Source organism: Desulfocucumis palustris (assembly GCF_002933875.1).
Lineage (GTDB): Bacteria > Bacillota > Desulfotomaculia > Desulfotomaculales > Desulfocucumaceae > Desulfocucumis > Desulfocucumis palustris.
Window position 1 is genome coordinate 1 of record NZ_BFAV01000071.1, and the last position, 21,386, is coordinate 21,386.

The window sequence follows — 21,386 nt, forward strand, 5'->3', positions numbered from 1 at the left end:
GCCTTGCCGCGCCTTGCATCTGGAGCTTTTTGAACGGCCTCGGGCGGTAGTTTAGCAACATGTTTATTGTTTTTTCAATGTGTTTTTCAACACTCTTCTAGTGTTCACCTTTGCGACATGTTTGTTTTTGCTCGGCTCCAGGGATAACCTTGGAGCCGTTTAATAAATTAGACCCCAAAAATCTCCGGTCCGCGGAGATTTAAATTTGTATACCGTTGGGATTTTGTGGATTAATATAAAAACATTATGTTATAATGTTATTTGTTTCTATAATAATCATTATTTACAGGTGAAAGATATGCAAAAACCCGCCAGGGATTTCAGTGAAGTTAAACGGATTGTGGTGAAGGTCGGCTCCAGTTCGCTAATATACGACACCGGCAAACCCAACCTGGCCCGCATGGAGATGCTGGTACGCCAACTGGCGGATCTGCATAACCGGGGGCTGGATATTCTGCTGGTAACCTCCGGGGCCATAGGGGTGGGGTTTAACAGGCTGGGGTATAGCCAGAAGCCAAAAAGCATACCGGAAAAACAGGCCGCCGCCGCCGTGGGGCAGGGTATCCTGATGCACATGTATGAAAAATTTTTTGCCGAATATGGTGTAATGGTGGGCCAAATACTCCTGACCAGGGAGGATTTTTCGGACCGCCGGAGGTTTTTAAACGCCCGCAACACCATGTATGCGCTGCTGGGGTTAAGGGTGATTCCGGTAATTAATGAAAACGATACCGTGACAGTGGAAGAAATCAAGCTGGGCGACAACGACACCCTGGCCGCCCAGGTGGCCGGGCTGGTCGACGCGGACCTGTTGCTGCTTCTTTCAGATATAGACGGCCTGTATACCTCCAATCCCAAAACCGATCCCGGGGCAATCATAATTCCCATGGTTACGGAGATAAACAGGGAAATTGAAGCCATGGCCGGCGGGGCCGGCAGTTCCGTGGGCACCGGCGGCATGTCCACCAAGCTGCACGCCGCGCGCATGGCCATGCATTCCGGTTTGCCCACTGTGCTGGCCGGGGCGGGCTCGGAGGATATAATTCGCCGGGTGGTTGCCGGTGAGCAGGTGGGAACAGTATTTTGGCCCTCGGTCAGACTGGATAATAAAAAGCGTTGGATTGCTTACTGCGCCGCCGTTCAGGGTAAATTGCACGTTGACGAGGGGGCTGTCCAGGCCCTGCTCCACAGGGGCAAGAGCCTGCTGCCGTCGGGTATCACCAGGGTGGAGGGTGTTTTTGATATGGGCAACACGGTTAGTGTCATAGCCCCTGACGGAAGGGAAATTGCCCGGGGTATCGTCAATTATTCCGCTGGTGAGGTCAACCTTATAAAGGGGCTTAAAACCCGGGACATCCAGGGGGTGCTTGGGCACAAGGATTATGACGAGGTGGTGCACCGCAATAATCTGGTGCTTGATATATGATGGGGATTAACCGCTAAAAAATATATTGTTTTCGGTGACTGCCAGGTCGGATTTTAATTTATCCCAGGCCCCCCTGTGTTGGACGCAACCCTGTTTAATCAGGGCCGCCTGGCCGGTAAGGTAATCAACCTCGGAAAAGTCATGGGTGACAAAAACCGTGGTTATTCCCGAATCATTCAGCAGCTTGCCGATTCCGCGCAAAAGGGCCGTGCGGGTTGGAGAGTCCAGGGCGGAAAAGGGTTCATCCAGGAATAGAACTTCAGGTTCCAATACCAGCGCCCTGGCCAGGCTGACCCTCTGGGCCTCTCCCCCGGAAAGGAAACGGGGCATGCGCCGGGACAGGTGGGCTACTCCAAGCTTTTCCAGCCAGTGGTTGACCCTTTCCGGAATTTCACTCCGGGGAACATTTCTTAACTGCAGGCCCTGGGCAACATTGTTAAATACCGTGGTGTTCAGCAGCAGGGCCTCCTGGAACACCACCGCCATCCGCCTCCTGAAAGCCAGGGCGTTTCCGCGGTGCACAATTTCTCCCCGGAAGCGTACGTCGCCGGTGGTGGGCTCCTGTAGCAGCGACAGTATTTGTAAAAGGCTGCTTTTACCAGCCCCGTTGGGACCAATCAGGGCCAATATTTCACCTTCCCGGAGAATAAATGAAGGAATATCCAGTATTTTTCGCTTATTTTTAACCAGTGTCAGCTTCTCAGCACTCAAAACGTTTTCCGGCAATTTTCAACCTCCAGGTCAGCAACTCGGCACGTTAAAAATGTAAAGTTAATTCATTGCTCGAAAAGTAATTTAGCATTAAAAACCGGGCGACCAGCAAAAAGGTGCGCCCGGTTTTTTTCCGGTATGCCCTCCTTTTGGCATAGGGAGGCGTCCGGGTTTCTCGCCTTTGTACCCTGCGGGGCCGGTTGCCCCGCCTTAAAAGTTTTAAGGCAGTGGGGGCAGGAGGGTCGCACGATAAAGTATTATACCATAAAGCGGCTGCCGGCAAAACTTCGCCCGATTTCCAGGAGACTGGAAGTGAGGGTTTTGACCGGCCTCCGGGCAGTTATTCCAGAACGATCTTTTTAAACTCCTCAACTCCTATGCGGTCTATAAAGCGGGCTGTTCTTTCCTTGGTCTTGGCGTTGGCGCCGTAATAATCAAAACATTTTTTAGCCAGTTCAACCACCTGTTCGTCCGTTAACCCTTCGGCCAGCACGTTGCCTATTCTGGGGCGGCCCCCGGAATTGCCGCCGAACATCACGGTCCAGCCGCTTTTTTTGCCGTAAACTCCGAAGTCCCTTACGAAACCCTCGCCGCAATTGTTGGGACAGCCTGAAATGCCTATTTTGGCCTTGGCGGGCAAATCCAGTCCCACAAACATTTTTTCCAACTTAGCTGCCAGCCCCAGGGAGTCCTGCATACCGAACCTGCACACGGCGGTGCCGGGACAGGATTGCACATAATGAACACAAAGTTCCACCGCCGGGCCTATGTTCATTCCCAGATCATTCCATACCTCGTCCACTATTTCAGGCTTCATGCCCACCAGGGCGAAGCGCTGGCCGGAGGTTATTTTTATTATGGGGATTTCATGTTTTTTGGCAACCCGGGCGATGTTCTCCAGTATTTCCGGGGTTACCAGTCCCATGGGGGAGCGGGGCACTATGGCGTAGGTCACTTTATCCCGCTGGATAAAAGCTCCTTTCGGCGTGTCAGACATGATATAACCTCCTTTTAATGTCAGGGGACACACCTTCTCCGAAGGAATGTCCCCAATTTATACCCGATCCTTTCGCCGCTTTTATATAAAAATCCTTTAAAAAATCAAAGTGATGGGGCTTTTGCAAAAAGGTGAATGCGTTCCAGTAGGAAATTGAAGACCCCTTTACGGAATGATCCGGAAGGGGTTTTAATTTTAATAGTTAATCTTTATTTATTAATAAATCCCCGTACAGCTCCGGCCTGCGGCCTTCAAGATAGAAGCTGTGCCGCATGGAACCTGACTCCCGGCGCCTTATTTTGTTCAGCAGGGCGGAGTCCAGGTCGGCAATGAGCATGCTCTCCCCGCCGTTGAAATCCTCAGCCAGCACGTTCCCCTTGGGATCGATTACCATCGTCCCCCCGCAGAAAGACTGTCCGGTTCCATCCCCGCCCACCAGATTGCAGGCGGCCAGGAAAACCGTATTGTCATAGGCCCGGGCGGACAGGTATTTAAGCCAGATGTCCCTGCGGTCGCCCACGATGGTGGGAGAGGCGTGGGGAGCGAATATTATTTCCGCGCCTTTTAAGGACAATATGGCGGATACCTCCGGAAAGTGCAGATCCCAGCAAATCTGCACCCCAAGCCTTGCCTTTTCCCAGCTGAATACCGGCAGAACCTCTCCCCGGGAAAAATAGGGCATCTCGCTCCTTCCCAGGTGCGTTTTGCGGTAAATCTCCACCCGGCCGTCGGGAAAGGCCAGCAATTGCGTTATATATGGCTTGTTCAGAGGGGATTTTTCCGCAATTCCGGCCAGTATAATCACTCCCTCTTCCCGGGACAGGCGGCTGATGGCCAGGGAGCTTTTCCCGGGAACGGGTTCCGCCAGGGGAGGTGTCTGCTCACGGTGATACCCCTGCACGCAGAGTTCCGGAAAGCATATTATGTCCACTTTCTGCCTTGCGGCGCTGCTGGTGAAATTACGAATTTTATTAATGTTGCTTTCTATCTTTCCTGTTTCTGCTTGCATTTGCACCAGGGCGATGCGGGTAGTTTCCATATTATAAAACTCCTTGCAGGCATTAATGTGATTTTCCGGCTTTAATATTATAACCCGATAATGTTGCCCGGTATTGTTTCCACCCGGCCGCCGCAAAAGAAATGGCCCGGGGGGGAAGGTTATTTAACCTGTGATGACGAATTTTTTAAATATTAAGTGACCTTTTTAGAGAAAGGTTTATTATAAGGGGGCCCTGGCGTGGATAAAAATTTAGAAACATTTGATTCCAAACTGGGTGATATGTTTCCAGGGTGCAAGGATATTATAGCAGAGATAAAGGATTTTGAAGTAATAAAAAGCTTTCTTTATAAATTAATTGACGGGGACACCGGGCTGAACCTAACCTTTTCCACCGGTGAGATAAGCAGAAAGCCTCATCAGCTGTTGCAGGACAACGGCCACCTGATGGTTTTGGACAGGGAGGCGAAGGTTGTGCATCGTTTCAGGCCGCCTTTAAAAATGCTTGTAACCCGTTTTCCGGAACATCCCAGGCACTCCTTTGTCAGAATCGGCTATACCGGGGCGGAACCCTGCGACGCCAGGAAGGTTAAGCTCCCGGCAGGCGGCCAGGGCGGCGAATTAATCATCAGCGTTAAAAATAAGACAGCTGACGGCGGCTTCGTGCTGTATCCCCTGGGTTCTCTTTTATATGATCCAAGGATACAGAAACAGGTCTGGGACCTGGCCGGCAGCGGCCGGGAATCTCAGCTTTTTGCCGAGATCGTGGTGGTGGAGGATGAGGGCTCCGACAACTCCAAGAAAGGTGTCAAACTGGTTCCCTACACCTCGGAGGACGCCTCCCTGTGGGAAAAATGGCAGAAAAACATTGACACTTCCATATTTGAGACCACCATCGGGCCCAGAAATTTTACCGCGGGGAAAAGGCAGGGAGAGGAATATCACCTTTATATGATAGAATACGCCGGCAAAAAGGTGGGCGCGGCGTGGGTGGAGCAGATACTGCCCAGGATCAGCTCGGCGGAGCTTGGAATATTAATAGGGGAACCCCAGTTCTGGGGACTGGGAATAGGCACCCAGGCCATGCAGGCCATGATGGAAATAGCTAAAAGCAAACTGGGGTTGAAATTTTTGTGGATTTCGGTGCGCGAGGCCAACACCAGGGCCTTGACCTGCTATAAAAAATGCGGCTTTGTAATTAAGAAAAAAATGCCGGTAATAAATAAATCGGACGGCTCATACCAGATTTGGGTCACCATGGAAAGGATGCTATAAGCGGTTTTAGCCCTCGGTTTCGAATAGTTTTAGTTTTTCATTGCTGCCCAGGACAATAAGCACGTCACCCTCTTCAATTATTTGCCTGGCTTCGGGGGAAATTATAAATTCCTTGCCACGGCGGATGGCCAGCACAGTAATGCCGTATTTTTTTCTCAACCCTGAATCCTGAAGGCTCGTTCCGTGAAACTCGGCGGGAGCTGCCAGCTCCACCAGGCTGTAATCCGGTGAGAGGTTGATTACATCAATAATGTTTCTGGATACAAGCCAGCGGGCCACCCGTTCCCCCATATCCCTTTCCGGGAATACCACAATATCCGCTCCTATTTTTTGCAGCACTTTGCCCTGGAGTTCAGTGGAGGCCTTGGCCACCACTTTTTTTACGCCCATCTCCTTTAACATCAGGGTCACAAGAATGTTGGACTGGATATCCTGGCCTATGGCCACCACCACCACATCGAAATTTCTTACTCCCAGGGACTTAAGTACCGTTTCCTCCAGGGCGCTGGCGGTAACGGCATGGGTTACCACGTCCGCCAGTTCTTCCACTTTGTTTTCATCCGAGTCAATGGCCAGCACGTCGTAACCCATCTGGGTCAATGTTCTGGCAACGCTGGAGCCGAAACGCCCCAGGCCGATTACCGCAAACTGCTTCATAGTCCGATACCCCTTTTATTTAAGAAATAAGGTCGGGGGGCATACCTACCAGGCCGGCTGAATTCCCTGTTTAAACAGGCTTGGGAAGGTATGTCCCCAACTCGCGTCAATTTATCTTGAAAGGCAGCTTGGAAAAACAACTTTTGCAGAATTTGCCTGGCACCAGCACCGACCCACAGGCCTGGCAGTAGTTGAGTTTTTTCTCAGCGCACTCCCGGCAGTAGAATTTTCCCCTCATCTCAACCTTGGCCGCAAAGAAATCCGCATCGTTATAGTCTACCCATTTGCCGCACTCCGTACAGCAGGCCTCTTCCATGTCCGAAAGCAAATAATCCACCGCCACGTAGGGTTCATTGGAGGAAATGCCCATTTTTAAAATAATTTTATCGCTTAAGGTCATGTTTTTTTTCAGATAGTTGTATAACCTGTCATGCATTTCGTCAGGGGTGTAATTTTCCAGTATCAGGTCCACCTGCTCATCCTTGACCCTGAAGGCTCCGGCGAATAAATGCTCAAAATCCTCAACGGTCATTGTGTCGAAGGGTAAATCCCAGCATTCGTAAAGGTATCCCGATACGCTTTCGGCGTCGCGTATTTTTATGCCGTCAAAATAGCCTTCCAGGGCTTCATACATTTTTTCCTTCAAATCCAGCAGGTCGTTCTTCATTCTTTCTCTTCGCAGAATGCTGAGCACGTCGTCCGCCTGCAGAAGAAGGTTGAAGGAGTGTTCTTTAAGGCGTTTTAATATTCTGTCATTCCTGCTTTTTGCTTTGTTTTTGTAAAAGGACATGTGCTCTATGTTGGACCAGAGGTTTTCCACCTCGCTGCGCAGCTGAATTTCAAAATTATAGTTTGCCGTGGCAGCCCCGGCTTTAAGAGAATACACCCCATCGTAATGGTGGGAGAGATTCCCGTTTTCGTGTTTGGTGGGACTGTGCTCCAGGGAGGATATGTGGGAGGTTTGGAGCAATTTGTCGTGCTTTTTATCCAATAGTCTAACAATTTTTTCCAAATCCTCCGCCAGTTCCACAATGATAAATACTCCTATGGTGTCGGGCAGGTCGTTTAATGATTTGGCGTTCCTGTACTGTTCTTTTCTTTGTATTTTATCCGCAATGCTTTCCCAGCTTTTTACCCTGGCCTCAAAGCGGTAAAGGGGATATTGTTTAACCTGCAGTCTGTAGGCCCGCTGATATCTTTCGAGGAAAGCCTTTAAATCCTCCACAATAGAATCAGCGGCGGTGCCGTAATCTTCGTAATTATCATAGTATTCCTTTTTTAACTGCTCCAGGTTCGCGCTCAAAGTATGTGCCTCCCAGCTCTAAAAAGGGGTTATATAAAATTTTTCCCGGCTGGTGAAATATCCTTCTTTTTTTTGCGACATTGGTCCCTAAGATCATCAGACATTATTTTCATTAAGTTCCATCCACTCATTATAATATTTTTCCAGGGAGCTTTTAAGTTCCTCCAGCCGGCTGTTTTTGTTCATCAGAAGTTCAACATCCTGGTAAACCTCGGGTTGCTGCATTTCTTTTTCCAGTGTTTCCGCCTGTTTTTCCGCTTCTGCGATATCCGCCTCAATTTTTTCTATTCTGCGCTGTATTTTCTCCTGCCTTCTTTTTTCCTCTTTTTGTAATTCATAATTGTTCCTGTTTTCTCCGGCCTGTCTGCCTGGTTTATTGTCATTCCCGCTCCCGGCGTCCAATTCCTGTTCCATTTGCTGTTTCTTTTCCAGGTAATACTGGTAACTGCCGGGGAAATCCAGTAATCCGCCGGTATTTAACTCCAGTATTCTGCCGGCGGTTTTATTTAAAAAATAACGGTCATGGGATACCAGTAAAATTGTTCCCGGAAAATCCACCAGGGTTTCTTCCAGCACCTCTTTGCTGTATATATCAAGGTGGTTGGTGGGCTCATCCAGCAGCAACAAATTAGGCTTTTGCAACATCAGCCTGGCCAGGGATACCCTGGCCCTTTCCCCGCCGCTCAGTTCGTCCATGGTTTTATAAACCGCGTCACCGCGTATAAGGAAGCTCCCCAGAACCGAGCGCACATCCTTTTCGTCCATTTCCGGAAAACAATCCCATATTTCGTAAAGAGCCTGTTTGGTGCTCCATGCGGCTGCCTGCTCCTGTCGGTAATAGCCTATGCTGACATTGGTTCCCAGCAGAAAGTGCCCTGCCAGGGGGGCTATTATTCCTGCGATTGTTTTTAACAGGGTGGTTTTTCCAATGCCGTTGGGTCCCACCAGGGCGACTGTTTCTCCCCGGGATATGCTGAAAGTTAGTTTTTGGGCCAGGGCCGCTCCCGGGTAACCGATGCTCAGGTCTTTTGCCTTTAATACCTCCGTGCCGCTTTGCCGTTCGATGCCGAAGGAAAAGGACGCGGTCTTGCCAATGGCCGGTTTTTCCAGGGGAATTATCTTTTCCAGCGCCTTTAGCCTGCTTCTGGCCCGGGAAGCGGTGGTGGCCCTGGCTATATTTCTTCTTACAAATTCCTCCTGGCGGGCAATTTCCTCCCGCTGCCTTTTGTAAGCCCTTTCCATTTGGTGAATGTTTTCACTTTTCAAGTCCATGAACCTGGAATAATTTCCTGGATAGCGGGTTACCCGGCCATTCTCCAATTCGTAAATAATCCCCGCAACCTGGTCCAGGAAGTAACGGTCGTGGGATACCACCAGCACTGAGCCGGGGTAGGATTTGAGATATTGTTCCAGCCAGAAGAGAGTTTCCAGATCCAGGTAGTTGGTGGGCTCGTCCAATATTAGCAGGCCCGGTTTTAAAAGTAAAAGCCTGGCCAGGGCCAGCCTGGTTTTCTGTCCGCCGCTGAGCGTATTTATTGGAAGATCAAATTGACCATCCTGAAAATTTAAACCCTTGAGCACCCGGGCCGTATCGGCCCTGTAACTGTACCCGCCCTGCCGCCGGAATTCCTCGGACAGCAAATCATAGCGGGACATTGCCTCCGGTGTGCTCAGGTTATGTTCCAGCTGGCGGAGTTCTTTTGCCATGTCCAGTATGGGGCGGAACGCTTCAATCATTTCCTCCCATACGGTCCTGTCCGAATCCAGCCCGCTGTCCTGGGCCAGATAGCCAAGGGTAAAGCCGGAGGGCTTGATAATTTCACCGGCATCCGGGGAGGTCAGCCCGGCCAGTATCTTTAAAAGGGTCGATTTGCCGGCCCCGTTGGTTCCCACCAACCCTACCCGCTCTTTTTCACGGACGGCCATGGTTATGTCCGCCAGCACCACATTGTCTCCAAAGGACTTTTGCACATGGCTGGCCTGTAGAACAATCATGCTTTAAACCACCTCGCTACGGTAAAAGTTTAACTTATACCGGCGTATCGTACAAGTGGAAAAAGCTCTGGGCAGATACTTATCCGGGGCCGCTCAAAAACGGTATTGGCGCGGAGCGTGCTGGCGGCACTCCTTTAAGGGTCGAGGGAGCCTCTTTAACGGTCAGGGGACACACCTCTAGTGGTCAGGGGACACACCTCTTTCAGAGGAATGTCCCCAACGTATAATGTCCCCAACGCATAATGTCCACAACCAATACCGCGAAGCTGGCAAGACCGGGCGAAAGTTAGAGGAACGGCCTCCCGGTAAAGCGGGAAAAATATTAAGCACGGGTATAAGTCCCGTGCTTAAAGTATATTAAAATTTAATTTATATTATAAATTGCTATCAGGCGTACCTGTAAACAGGTGAGAAGTGCCATAGGTACATCGGTCCGGATAATTCCCAGCACCAGTCAGGCGGGGCGGTATCCGCCTGGACTGCTGATATTGACAGGGTTTTTGTGCTGACTATGATTGATCCGCAAAACTCCGGTCTGAAAACCTCGCCGGGCTTCACGATTCTGTACTGACCCTGGTAGCCTTGCTGCTCGAATACATATACGTAGCAGTCACCGGCCTTCAACATGGTCACATTCTTAATGTTCTGAAAACTTCTGATGGAAGTGTCCGGAACCAGATCATAGCAGAACTCACCGTGATAAATGCTGGTACTCCGGGTTATTTCCCTGGTTATAAAGAAACCACGCAGGTATTTTACCGCGGCTGAAAAAACATTGTTTAACGCAATACCCCCGCTGTCTGTTCCGGCATGTGAGATAGCCGACATTGTTATCCCTCCCAATCTCCTACAGTACCGTCATCGGCTGATTAAATTATAGAACCCCTTGTGGAACGAAACCATAGAACCGCTTGCAGTGGTATATTTTTTATCCCGAACCGGCATAGGAAAAAGTCTAAAGTTTCACTATGTGTACACTACATGATTGCCGTGGTCGCTTGAAGTTAAAGGGGTTTTGGCTTGTGCTTGTCAGAATTAGCACAAGCGTTATATTGAAGTGTGTAAAATTGTGAATTGATGGACTAATGAAAATTATTTACGTCTTTATGATACACGATAGGCGGATGATTGTCACTACACTTTGCAAAAAATTATAAAGTGAAATATGTAACATGTAGGCATTTGATTTTTGTTGCTTGTGATATTTTAATCAATCCATTTGTCACCATTAAAATAAAAATACCGCAAGTAGCCCCGGCGGTCATTTTTTTTCGTTAAATTGTTTCAATCTAAAGCCGGTGGCCTGTATTATATATAGTATCAATAATTGTAATTCTAATTTTTTTAATTATCCAACTCATAATAGTGGAGGAAATGGCATGTGGCCCGATGAAAATTGGCGGAACTGGCGGCTGGTGGCCAAACTGGACCCGGATAAACCGGTAACCGGGGAGATACTTACAGTAATAAAACATCCCGGTTTTAATGCGGTGGTTGTGGGAGGCACCCAGGGGATAACCTTTGACAACAGTTTCCGCCTGGTTGAAGCTATAAAGTCCTCGGGTTACACAGGCCCGCTGGTCCAGGAGATTTCAAGCGCCTCTGCCGTGGTTGCCGGAGTTGACGCTCATTTTATACCCTTTGTAATAAATGCCGGTGATAAGAAATGGTTTTCAGATTATTACCTGGAGGCAATTAAAGTATTCGGGAGGTTAATTGATTGGGGGAGGGTGCTTACCGAGGGCTATATAATTTGCAACCGCAATTCTGCCGCGGGCAGGCTGACGGGGGTGGGGGAGGTGGGATTGGATGACGCCCTGGCCTATGCGGCCATGGCGGAGGGGATTTACAATTTTCCGTTGTTGTATATAGAATATAGCGGCAGATTCGGCGATCCGGACCTGGTTAAAGCTGTTGCCGGCAGCCGCGACAAAATTCACCTGGTTTACGGCGGGGGAATATCGGACGTTGCAAAGGCCCAAGCCATGGCCGGTTTTGTAGATACACTGATAATAGGGAACGTGCTCTATGATGACTGGCGGAGCGCCCTGGAAATAGCCGGTTTTGTTCATGACAGAGGCCCGGGGAAAAAACAGGGCACAGGGTAAGTAAATTATTCTATATGGTGCCTGGGGTTTTCGTAGACAACTTTGATGGCCTGGCAAATACGGGCGAAAACTTCGGTTCTCCCACCCAGCCGCTGGTAATCAACACTTGTGATAATCGAACCCCTTTCAGAGCCCACGTAGTGGGGGGGCAGATAGTTAAGGGCCAGGGCCACTATGTCGTCCAGACAGCGCTGACAGGTGCAGATGTTATTTACTCTTTGCTGATAAGATTTCAGAGCTTCGGGGAAGAGTTCCCTAACGGCAATTTCCGTGCAGTTGACCACCATTGGATTCATTCCTCCCGGATTATTTTTATTATTTTACCATTTCGTAATTAATATAAAATATAATACTGTCTAAATGGTTAAAATCCTTCTTGACAACCGGATGGGGCGGTCTGAATCAATCAATCGACTCCGACAATTTGTTAAGCAGTTTTTTCAGGGTGTTTATTTCCTCCGGGGTTAATTTTTTTCCCGCGATACCGGTAAAATACTTTTCAAAGTCCGGCAGGCTCTTGTTTGTGGCTATTCCTTTATCAGTTAAAAAAATTCTGATCACCCTCCGGTCCGAAGCCTTTCTCTCCCGCTTGACGTAACCGTCCCTTTCCAAACGGTCCACCAGTGTGGTCATGGAACTGTTCTTGGTAAACAGCTTCTCACTCAGCTGGGAGATGGTAAGCCCGTCATGGTTGTACAGTGTTTTTAGCGCCGACCACTGACAAGTGGCTATTTTATGCTCCTGGGCCAGGATATAAAAGGATTTTTGCATTTTTTTAAATGCTATGTTGAGAGCGGACGAAAGCTTGTCCTGTGTCAGGCACATAAGGATACCCCCATTAACATTAATACTACTTATGCAAGGATATCAGGGCCATTGGCTGAATCCGCCCGGCACTATATAGGCCTGCCGGGGTTATTTAGCTTTATTAACGGCGTCTGCCGGGACATAGGGCTTTTTTCTGACTCTTCCCAGGAAGAGCGCAGTGGGTATGGCAATGGCACAAATGGCGGCGGCAACAATAAAAGTATCGTCGATAGCCAGGATTGCCGCTTCCTTGGCGGCAAGGGAAGAGGCCAGGGCGAGACCGGTTCCCTGTCCGGTGTATGCCGGTCCCGGCAAAGCATCCAGCTGTTTGATAATATTAGGCGCCACCGGCGAGGTGATGGAAATGGATTCGGCCAGGTGGGCGTAATGAAAAGCCTGCCTGTCCTGCATAATCGTGGTCAGTCCGGCCACTCCGAAAGACGCGGCCACCTGCCGGCAAACATTGTTCAGGGCCGATGCCCTTCCCACCTCCTGCACGGGTACGGTGTTCATTCCCGCGGTGGTCATGGGCATCATGGACAAACCCATTCCCAGGGAGCGAAGGGAGGCGATGAGCATAACATACGTGGTGGTGGAATTAATACTTAAATTTTTAAATTCAAAGGTTCCCAGCGCCAGTATCGTCAATCCCACAAGTGTAACCGTCCTGGCGCCCATACGATCAAACAGCGCGCCGCTTACGGGCATCATAACAGCAGTCACCAGGGCGGCCGGCATAAGCATAATACCCGTATCCATGGCTGATTTGCCCATTAAATTTTGAGTAAAAAGCGGAATTAGCAATACTCCTCCGAAAAGACCTATGTATACCACGCAGCCCCCAATTACACTAATGGAGAAAATTTTATTCTTAAATAATCTGAGGTCAAGCATGGGCTGGGGGGTGGTTAGTTCAATAATAACAAACATAAGCAGTAAATAAAATGCCAGTATGAAAAGGGAAACAATATAATATGAGTGCCAGCCTTCCTTCTGGCCCTGGCTTAAGGCCAGCAAAAGGGCGAAACAGCCGGTGGATGAAGTTAGAAATCCCCAGAAATCCAGCTTTAATCCTTTTTTTATGGGGCTTTCCGGAAGAAGCATGCCGCCCAGGGCAATGCCCAGAAGTCCCACGGGAACATTCATCAGGAACAGGAATCGCCAGTTGAGGTGTTCCACTATATATCCTCCCAGGGTGGGGCCGATGGCGGGTCCGGTTACCGCCGCCATGCCCCATACTCCCAGCGCCATGCCTATTTTTTCTCTGGGCACAATTCTGTATATTATTGCCATACTGATGGGCATTATTGCTCCTCCACCTATGCCCTGGATCACCCTGGCGGCTATCATGGAATTATTGTTCCAGGAAAGACCGCATAAAACCGAGCCGGCGGTAAACACCATTAAACAGTACAGGTAAATCCTTTTGGCGCCGTAAGCGTCCCCAAGATAGCCCATGATGGGGATTACCACACCGGATGTAAGCATATAGGCTGTAAGCACCCACTGTATATCCCCTGCGGATACGCCGAAAATGGCCATCATTTTGGGTATGGCCACGTTTACCGAGCTGTTGTTCAAAATTGCGGCAAAGGCGCCCAGCACTACCACAAACAGGGGTAACCAATAGCCGGCTCGCTGTTTTTGATTATCCTCCATATGATCATCCCAGTCTTTTTTAGTATACCAATATTACACATACTAAATAATAACTGATTATTAAGTTCGTGTCCAAGGTTATCGCAAATAAAAGAGCCGGGGGAGTTTTCCCCCGGCCGGGTTTTTGAAAGCAAGCTCTATTGGTTGATTCCCGTAGGCGATATTGCCACACCGGGCTTGGCGATGGGCGGTTTGGTCACGAAGGTCAGCGCGGCCGCAACCAGGAGCAGAACTCCTGAAATCATGTAACCGGCGCCGTAGCCCCCGGTGAGGTCCATGGCGCGGCCGGCGATAATGGGACCTATTGTCGCCGCGATGCCCCAGGCGGAGAATACCATGCTGTAGTTGAATCCGCCGTTTTTAATCCCGTAATAGTCGAAAATGGCCGACGGGAATAGTGACAGCAGCGAACCGTAGGCTGCCCCGGTAAGGATCGATCCGATAAGCAGGGTAACGGTACTGGTGTAGTTGACGAACAGGAACATATTAGCCGCCTGAATGATGAAGACCAGTAGCATGGTGTTGGTTCGCCCGATTTTGTCGGACAGCCACCCGAAGAAAATCCGCCCGCCGGCGTTGGCCACTGCCAGCACCGCCACCAGGATATAACCCCAGGCGATACCGCCCTGTACCTTGGAAATGGTGGCCAGGTGGCCTATAATCATCAGGCCGGCCGAGGCGCCAAACAGGAACATCAGCCACAGCAGGTAGAACTGGGGGGTTCTAAGCATTTCACCAGGGGTGAAATCCAGCTTCGAAGAGGAGGCCGTGGCCGCTTTGGTTTGCGGCGCCGGTCCGCCGTAAGGGACATAGCCTGCGGGAGGTAATGAAAGGTACTGGGCCAGAATAATCATAACTCCAAAAAAGATGGCTCCCAGAATGTAGAAGGTGCCTTGCACACCGTAGGTGCTCATCAGGTAGTTGGTCAGAGGCGCGGTGTAGATGGAGGCGCCGCCGAAACCGCCGACCACCAGACCGACTATTAAGCCTTTTTTGTGGGGCTGGAACCATTTGACCGAAGCCGGGGTGGGGGCGGCATAACCAAAGCCCAGGGCCACACCGACCAGGAGGCCGAAACCAATGATAATGCCCGTTAAAGTCGTTGTCGCGCCGCTGAGGAGCATGCCGGCGCCTACAAAAACAGCCGCTGCGGTGACCACCCAGCGAGGGCCGATCCTGTCGACCATACGGCCGCCGGGTATCATGCAGGCCGCGAATATCAAGCATGCCACCGTGTAGGGGTACTGGCTCTGGGTAGCGGACCAGCCTAGCTGAGCTTTCAAGGCAGCCGCAAAAACACTCCAGGTATATAGAACCCCCAGGCACAGGTTGACGCCGGTGCCGGCGAAAACCTTCAACCAGGCAGTGGTTATACTGGGTTGATTGGTGGACAAATTAATGCACCTCCATTTTTTATGGATAACCCATTAAGAGAAAAATAATGGCAAGATTTGATTTTTTCTTCTTTATACCTGACTGCCGCACGGAATTGGTTATGTCATCCGTGCAGGCTTGGGGAATCAAGCCTGCACTATGGCATACAGTTGTTAATCCACTTGTTTTTGCCGGCTTTATAAAGCCGCTTACTGTCTTCCGGAAACCAGTGAGTCTACCACCGAGGGATCCGCCAGGGTGGTGGTGTCTCCCAGTTGATCCACATCGCCGGCGGCGATTTTTCTCAGAATCCTTCTCATTATCTTACCGCTTCTGGTCTTGGGCAGGGCGTTGGAGAAGTGGATTTTATCCGGCGAGGCGATGGGGCCTATCTCCTTGCGCACGTGGGCCACCAGCTCTTTCTTCAATTCATCCGAGAAATCGATGCCCTCTTTCAGGGTTACATAGGCATATATGCCTTCTCCCTTGATATCGTGCGGGAAGCCCACAACCGCCGCCTCGGCCACCTTGGCGTGAGCCACCAGGGCGCTTTCCACCTCGGCGGTTCCCAGCCTGTGACCGGAAACGTTAAGCACGTCATCCACCCGGCCCATCAGCCAGAAATAGCCGTCCTCGTCCTTGCGGGCGCCGTCCCCGGTGAAGTAATATCCCGGGTATTGCACAAAATAGGTGGTTTTGAACCTTTCCGGGTCGCCGTAAACGCCCCGCATTAGTCCGGGCCAGGGCTTTTCGATTACCAGGTAGCCGCCCTCGTTTACCCCGGCCTCACTTCCGTCCTGGCGGATTACCTTCGGTTTCAGGCCGAAGAAGGGAACCGTTGCGGAACCGGGTTTGGTGGGGATGCATCCGGGCAGCGGGGTAATCAGTATTCCACCGGTTTCGGTTTGCCACCAGGTGTCCACGATGGGGCACTTTTCCTTGCCTATGTTTATGTGGTACCACATCCACGCCTCGGGGTTTATGGGCTCACCCACCGTTCCCAGGAGTCTCAGGCTGCTTAGATCCCTGCCCAGAGGCCATTTTTCGCCGTCCCTCATCATGGCCCTAATGCCGGTGGGGGCTGTATATAAAATATTTACCCGGTATTTTTCTACAATTTCCCAGAACCTGTCCGGTTGAGGGTAGTTCGGCACCCCTTCAAACATCAGGGAGGTAGCCCCTGCGGAGAGAGGGCCGTAAACAACGTAACTATGCCCCGTTACCCAGCCGATGTCCGCAGTGCACCAGAATATATCCTCGTCACGGTAATCGAAAATGTATTTAAAAGAACTGGTGGTGTATACCATGTAGCCGCCGGTGGTGTGCATGACCCCTTTGGGTTTCCCTGTGCTGCCGCTGGTGTAAAGGATGAACAGCGGATCTTCGGCATCCATTTGCTCCGGTTCGCAGTCAAGGGGGGCTTTTGCCATGGCCTCGTGCCACCAGTGGTCCCGGCCTTCCACCATGTTGCAGTCCTTATCCAACCTTTTCACCACTACGCAATTTTTGACGGCGGGGCACTCAGCCAGCGCGTTGTCTGCAATTTCCTTGCTGTTGAGAATTTTGCCCGCCCGCAGGCCATAGTTGGTGGTGATCAGAGTTTCAGCATTGGAGTCCAGTATCCTATCCCGCAGGGATTCGGCGCTGAAGCCCCCGAATACCACGCTGTGAATGGCGCCTATCCTGGCGCAGGCCAGTATTGTGATAGCCAGCTCAGGAATCATGGGCAGATAGACCGTTACCCGGTCGCCTTTCTTAACGCCTATGTTTTTCAGAACGTTGGCGAATTTACTGACTTCCCTGTGCAACTGGAGATAGGTATAAGTCCTGCTGTCTTCGTATGGCTCTCCCTGCCAGATTAGTGCGGCCTTGTTTCTGCGCCAGGTTTTCAAATGGCGGTCAAGGCAGTTGTAGGAGGCGTTGAGTTTGGCTCCCCGGTAGTAATTTATGAAAATATTGTCTGTAAAGTCGTATTCCTCAACGGCTTCCCACTTTTTAAACCAGTCGATGTTCTGCTCGGCCATATCCGCCCAGAACTCCTCGGGCTGTTCCACAGATTTGCGGTACAATTCATCCCTCTGCTGGCGGGAACTGACCTTGGCCTTATCCGTAAACTCCTGGGAGGGGTAAAAGACCCTGTTTTCAGTCATTAGATTCTGTACGCTGCCGCTTTTTTCTTCTGCCATTTGTTAACCTCCTCTTTAATAGTCAATTAAAAATAATAATATTAGACCGTAATGCCAGTGGTATTGGGTCATAGTAAAAGCAACCATCAGCACGTTTTAGACATTTTTTATCATTTGCCGGTTCTTTTTCCTGTTACCACCCCCAGATGCAGGCTTGCCCCGAATCAGCTGTTTATGTTAATCGGATTGTGTTGACTGTAAATTTTAAATATTTAGAAAATTTAGTTTGTTTCACCTGCATAAACGCTGTTTCATTTATTTATTTATAACCCAATACAGTCAGAAAGTTAAGAAAATTCAGACCAAAGGTTGTATTTGGTGGCTATCTGATTCTATGGGGGGGTGATTGGTTAGTTTGTAAAATGACAATTCCTGCCTTTCCGTTAGGGTCTGTATAACGGCATTTGGACTCTTGAAGGATTATTCAGTGGTGACAAAATCATGCGGCGGCAGGCCAACTTCCCATGATTTAAGCACCCTTCTCATCAGTTTGCCGCTTCTGGTCCTGGGCAGGCCGGGGCAAACCTCTATTTCGCAGGGCACCAGCCGGTCGGCCAGCTTTGTTCTGACGGAGTCGCATATTTCCCTGCACAATCTGTCAGACCAGGTGTAATTAGAATTCAGCACTATAAAAGCCTTTATTATTTCACCGTGCATGGGGTGGGGCTTGCCGATGACGCCGGCTTCGTCCACCGCCGGGTGTTCCACCAGTTTGCTTTCTATTTCGAAAGGTCCGACTCTTTCGCTGTTTATTTTAATTACATCATCAATTCTTCCCTGGAACCAGAAATAGCCCTGCCGGTCCCTGTAGGCCAGGTCGCCGGTAAGGTACCAGGGAGTGATCCTGAAGTATTCCCGGTATTTTGACTCCACTTTCCAGATGCCGCTCATCATGGCGGGCCAGCCGGACCTTATGGCCAGTTGCCCCATTTCGTAAGGAGGCAATTCCGCTCCATCCTCATTGATTATCGCCGCGTATACTCCCGGCACAGGCTTGCCCATGGAACCGGGCTTTACCGGAAAACAGGAGCAATTGGCGATGATCATGGCCCCGGTTTCAGTCATCCACCAGCTGTCGTGGACCACCAGGTTAAAGGTTTTCAGGCTCCAGCGGTTTACTATGGGGTTAAGGGGCTCTCCCACGCTCAATATTTTTCTTAAGGACTTCAGCCTGTATTTCTTCAGGATGTTGCAGTCATTGTTCATCAGGAATCTTAAAAGGCTGGGGGTGGTATACCATACCGTTACAGCGTTCTTGGCCAAAACCTTATAGCAGTCCTGGGGGCCGGATATTTCCTTGCAGACCACGTTGGTGGCCCCGTTTAAAAAGGGCGCCCAGACACCGTAGGATATTCCCGTGATCCATCCCGGGTCGGCGGTGCACCAGTACACGTCCCCTTCTTTAATGTCCAATACCCAGCGGCCGGTCTGGTAGTACTGGGGAGTTCCGGCGTGGGTATGAACCACACCCTTGGGGCTGCCCGTGGAGCCGGAGGTGTAAAGCAGCAGCATCGGCTCCCGCCGGTCCATCCATTCCGTGACCGGCTTCTCCTCTGCGGAACTTACCAGATGACGCCAGTCGGAATCAGCATCCCGGGATTCAGTGGTGATAACTTTCCTTAGGGAAGGTATTTTCCCGGTTTCGATGCGGGCACGCAGAGCGCCGGTGGTAACCGCCAGGGAGGGTTCGCTGTCGGTGAGGAAGCCTGTGACGGCGTCTTTCATGTATTTGCTGTGCACAGGGACGGCAATTGCCCCTGCTTTTACAGTTCCCAGCAGGCTTATATAAAACTCCGGGCAGGGAGGCATGAAGAGCGCGATTCTTTCTCCCTTTTGTATGCCGCAGTCTTTAAGCACATTGGCAAACCTGTTGGTGGCGTTTTCCATATCCCTGTAGGTATAAAATTCCCTTCTGTCTCCGCTGTCATATATCAGGGCTATTTTATTGCCCCGGCCGTTTTTTACGTGACGATCAATGCAGGAGTAGGCGATATTAACCCTCTCCCCGGGCTTCCAGCCTATTTCCTCTTCCGCGTCTTCCCACCTGAAAGTGGTGTAGGCATGATCGTAATCATCCAGATTAAATTTGTCCATAAGCCGCAAACCCTGCGGGAAATCCATTTTCACCGCTTTTCCTCCTTCATGGATTGAAACTTGAAAGAAAGGGCCTATTTATTCAGTATTTTGCCTGATATATCGCCGGGATACCCCAATTGCGCGGATATGGATGCGCAAGCTTCTTTAAGAACATTTACCATTCTGTAAATCCTTTCCAGGGTAAGCCTGGTGCTGGGACCGGTAATGCTTAAGGAGGCAATGATGTTTCCACTGTGGTTGTATACCGGTGAGGCAATGGACAGCACACCCTCCACCATTTCTTCCGCGCTGACGGCAAAACCCTGGGAGCGAACCTTTTCCAATTGGGTAAGCATCTGGTCCGGGTCGGTTATGGTCTTTGCCGTATACCGTTGCATTCCCTGGCTTTTGAGCAGGGTCATGACCTCATCCTGGGGCAGGCTGGACAGCAGTACCTTTCCTTCGGCGGTGCAGTGAATTCCTCCCCGGAGGCCTAGGTTAACCGTGACGGCTTCCGGGGAGTGGTCCCTTTCCACGAAAAGAACCTCCCCCCGGTCAAGAACCGCCAATTGTACGGTTTCCCTGGATATTTCCACCAACTCCTGCATGTAGGGTATGGCTACCTTGCGGAAATCCAGGTTTTTCAAGGTTTTTAGCCCCAGATATATCAATTGGGCGCCGGGCTTGTAGCGTTCGGTTTGCGGGTCCTTTTCAGCGAAACCATATGCCTGCAAGGTTGACACAATTCTGTACACGGTGCTTTTGTGCAGCCGCAGCATCTGTCCCAGTTCGGTGCAACCGTAGCCCTGGGGATGGCCTGCCAGGGCTTCTAATATTATTAATGCCCGCTCCACCGAATGAACCGGATTTTCTGAAATATTATCAGCCATCTGCGAGCCCCCTTTACGGACGGTTGAAAAGTGGGAATATTAAAAAAATTTTACCTTAACTATACCCAAAACCTTCAGGCAATGGCAAAGAATACACCCTGAACAGCAACTTTTGCAGTGTGAGTTGCAGCTTTCCGGTAAGAGGACTGTTTTATGGAGCCGAACCGGCCGGTTTGCTGCCGGTGCCCCGGGTGATTTCCGTTAAGGCCGTTTTTTTGTTTGCTAGGCCGGATATTGTGTTCCGTGGTGTCCGGGGTGAGTAATATTGAATAAAAAAGGGGTGTCACTGGTGTTTCATGATTATATAACCCTTACCGGCCCCGATGAATTTCTGGGCCTGGTGGAGCGGGAAGTCATGGGGCGGGACGGCAGGGTGGCGGGTATAAAATGTGATTATACCGGCCGGGGACCAGTTTTTCGCCTGGAGATAATACTAAAGCCCCAGGGCGAAAAAGAAGCCCGCCTCCCGGTAACTCTTTCCTTCAAACAGTTTGCGGAAGGGGATATAAAATCAGCGGCTTCCAGAATATTATGGGCGGTGGAACACGGCGCCAGGGTGGAGTATCCCGGGGAAAAGACCTTTAAAATAACCTCTTAGTAATCCAGGTAAGCCACGGGGGTAAGCCATGGGGACGTTTCCCCTGCCATGGCAGGGGAAAACATGAGCCATGGGGACATTTCCCGTGGCTCATCGGAGAAATAAACAATTTTACGCTGTGATAGTGTTGGGAGGCTGGCAGGCGGCTGTTTTATAGCGGCCTTCTATATAGTATGTGCCGGGGAAAAGTTTCCCGGCCATTTTTATGTTCCACCGGCAGGATGTCCAAGTATAATAGTTTTATGCCGCCGGTGGAAAAAACAGCGGGAGGTTGAAAATGATCCCTTTTGCTGGCTAAACACGGTTTACTTATATATAATTATATAA

Annotated in this window: 18 protein-coding genes; 4 read left to right on the forward strand and 14 right to left on the reverse strand. The window is 50.3% G+C overall.

The window, feature by feature from the left end; all coding sequences use genetic code 11:
- Positions 1-298: 298 nt before the first annotated feature.
- The gene (proB, locus tag DCCM_RS05075; RefSeq protein WP_104371458.1) at positions 299-1,426 is read left to right on the forward strand and encodes a glutamate 5-kinase; all 1,128 of its coding nucleotides are present in this window, start codon (positions 299-301) and stop codon (positions 1,424-1,426) included.
- A 6-nt stretch (positions 1,427-1,432) separates the two neighbouring features.
- Here the strand turns inward: proB and DCCM_RS05080 are convergent, their stop codons facing one another.
- From DCCM_RS05080 to DCCM_RS05090, 3 genes are all read right to left on the reverse strand, one after another.
- Positions 1,433-2,152: an ABC transporter ATP-binding protein gene (locus DCCM_RS05080; RefSeq protein WP_104371365.1), complete on the reverse strand. Its 720-nt coding sequence runs from the start codon at positions 2,150-2,152 to the stop codon at positions 1,433-1,435.
- A 325-nt stretch (positions 2,153-2,477) separates the two neighbouring features.
- Complete coding sequence (locus DCCM_RS05085) at positions 2,478-3,134, reverse strand: ferredoxin-like domain-containing protein (protein ID WP_104371366.1); 657 nt, start codon at positions 3,132-3,134, stop codon at positions 2,478-2,480.
- Positions 3,135-3,336: 202 nt separating this feature from the next.
- Positions 3,337-4,173 carry a nitrilase family protein gene (locus tag DCCM_RS05090; RefSeq protein WP_104371459.1) on the reverse strand — a complete coding sequence of 279 codons (837 nt, stop codon included), beginning with the start codon at positions 4,171-4,173 and terminating at the stop codon, positions 3,337-3,339.
- Positions 4,174-4,371: 198 nt separating this feature from the next.
- On the opposite strand from DCCM_RS05090, the gene DCCM_RS05095 reads away from it, so the two are divergent.
- Positions 4,372-5,406 (forward strand): GNAT family N-acetyltransferase, encoded by a 1,035-nt coding sequence (locus DCCM_RS05095; protein ID WP_104371367.1) that lies wholly within the window; start codon positions 4,372-4,374, stop codon positions 5,404-5,406.
- A 6-nt stretch (positions 5,407-5,412) separates the two neighbouring features.
- Here the strand turns inward: DCCM_RS05095 and DCCM_RS05100 are convergent, their stop codons facing one another.
- The 4 genes from DCCM_RS05100 to DCCM_RS05115 form a co-directional block, all read right to left on the reverse strand.
- Positions 5,413-6,063 carry a potassium channel family protein gene (locus DCCM_RS05100; RefSeq protein ID WP_104371368.1) on the reverse strand — a complete coding sequence of 217 codons (651 nt, stop codon included), beginning with the start codon at positions 6,061-6,063 and terminating at the stop codon, positions 5,413-5,415.
- A gap of 106 nt (positions 6,064-6,169) precedes the next feature.
- Positions 6,170-7,366 carry a RelA/SpoT-related domain-containing protein gene (locus DCCM_RS05105; RefSeq protein WP_104371369.1) on the reverse strand — a complete coding sequence of 399 codons (1,197 nt, stop codon included), beginning with the start codon at positions 7,364-7,366 and terminating at the stop codon, positions 6,170-6,172.
- A 96-nt stretch (positions 7,367-7,462) separates the two neighbouring features.
- Complete coding sequence (locus DCCM_RS05110) at positions 7,463-9,361, reverse strand: ABC-F family ATP-binding cassette domain-containing protein (RefSeq protein ID WP_104371370.1); 1,899 nt, start codon at positions 9,359-9,361, stop codon at positions 7,463-7,465.
- 387 nt (positions 9,362-9,748) lie between these two features.
- Positions 9,749-10,189, reverse strand: a complete 441-nt coding sequence (locus DCCM_RS05115) for a hypothetical protein (RefSeq protein WP_104371371.1) — start codon at positions 10,187-10,189, stop codon at positions 9,749-9,751.
- A gap of 551 nt (positions 10,190-10,740) precedes the next feature.
- Between DCCM_RS05115 and DCCM_RS05120 the strand changes: the two genes are divergently transcribed.
- Complete coding sequence (locus tag DCCM_RS05120; RefSeq protein ID WP_104371372.1) at positions 10,741-11,469, forward strand: geranylgeranylglyceryl/heptaprenylglyceryl phosphate synthase; 729 nt, start codon at positions 10,741-10,743, stop codon at positions 11,467-11,469.
- A 5-nt stretch (positions 11,470-11,474) separates the two neighbouring features.
- On the opposite strand, the gene DCCM_RS05125 is transcribed toward DCCM_RS05120, so the two are convergent.
- From DCCM_RS05125 to DCCM_RS05155, 7 genes are all read right to left on the reverse strand, one after another.
- A complete protein-coding gene (locus DCCM_RS05125; protein ID WP_231702666.1) occupies positions 11,475-11,765 on the reverse strand; it encodes a late competence development ComFB family protein in 291 nt (96 codons plus the stop codon).
- Between the two features lie 106 nt (positions 11,766-11,871).
- Positions 11,872-12,294, reverse strand: coding sequence for a MarR family winged helix-turn-helix transcriptional regulator (locus DCCM_RS05130; protein WP_104371374.1), 423 nt, complete (start codon positions 12,292-12,294; stop codon positions 11,872-11,874).
- Between the two features lie 90 nt (positions 12,295-12,384).
- Positions 12,385-13,935: a DHA2 family efflux MFS transporter permease subunit gene (locus DCCM_RS05135; RefSeq protein WP_104371375.1), complete on the reverse strand. Its 1,551-nt coding sequence runs from the start codon at positions 13,933-13,935 to the stop codon at positions 12,385-12,387.
- 137 nt (positions 13,936-14,072) lie between these two features.
- Entirely contained in the window at positions 14,073-15,329 is a 1,257-nt protein-coding gene (locus tag DCCM_RS05140) for an L-lactate MFS transporter (RefSeq protein ID WP_373855398.1), read from the reverse strand.
- 189 nt (positions 15,330-15,518) lie between these two features.
- Entirely contained in the window at positions 15,519-17,495 is a 1,977-nt protein-coding gene (acs, locus tag DCCM_RS05145; RefSeq protein WP_104371377.1) for an acetate--CoA ligase, read from the reverse strand.
- Between the two features lie 420 nt (positions 17,496-17,915).
- The gene (gene acsA, locus DCCM_RS05150; RefSeq protein WP_104371460.1) at positions 17,916-19,616 is read right to left on the reverse strand and encodes an acetate--CoA ligase; all 1,701 of its coding nucleotides are present in this window, start codon (positions 19,614-19,616) and stop codon (positions 17,916-17,918) included.
- Between the two features lie 47 nt (positions 19,617-19,663).
- Positions 19,664-20,461: an IclR family transcriptional regulator gene (locus DCCM_RS05155; RefSeq protein WP_104371378.1), complete on the reverse strand. Its 798-nt coding sequence runs from the start codon at positions 20,459-20,461 to the stop codon at positions 19,664-19,666.
- 265 nt (positions 20,462-20,726) lie between these two features.
- Between DCCM_RS05155 and DCCM_RS05160 the strand changes: the two genes are divergently transcribed.
- Positions 20,727-21,059 carry a hypothetical protein gene (locus DCCM_RS05160; RefSeq protein WP_104371379.1) on the forward strand — a complete coding sequence of 111 codons (333 nt, stop codon included), beginning with the start codon at positions 20,727-20,729 and terminating at the stop codon, positions 21,057-21,059.
- Positions 21,060-21,386 lie beyond the last annotated feature (327 nt).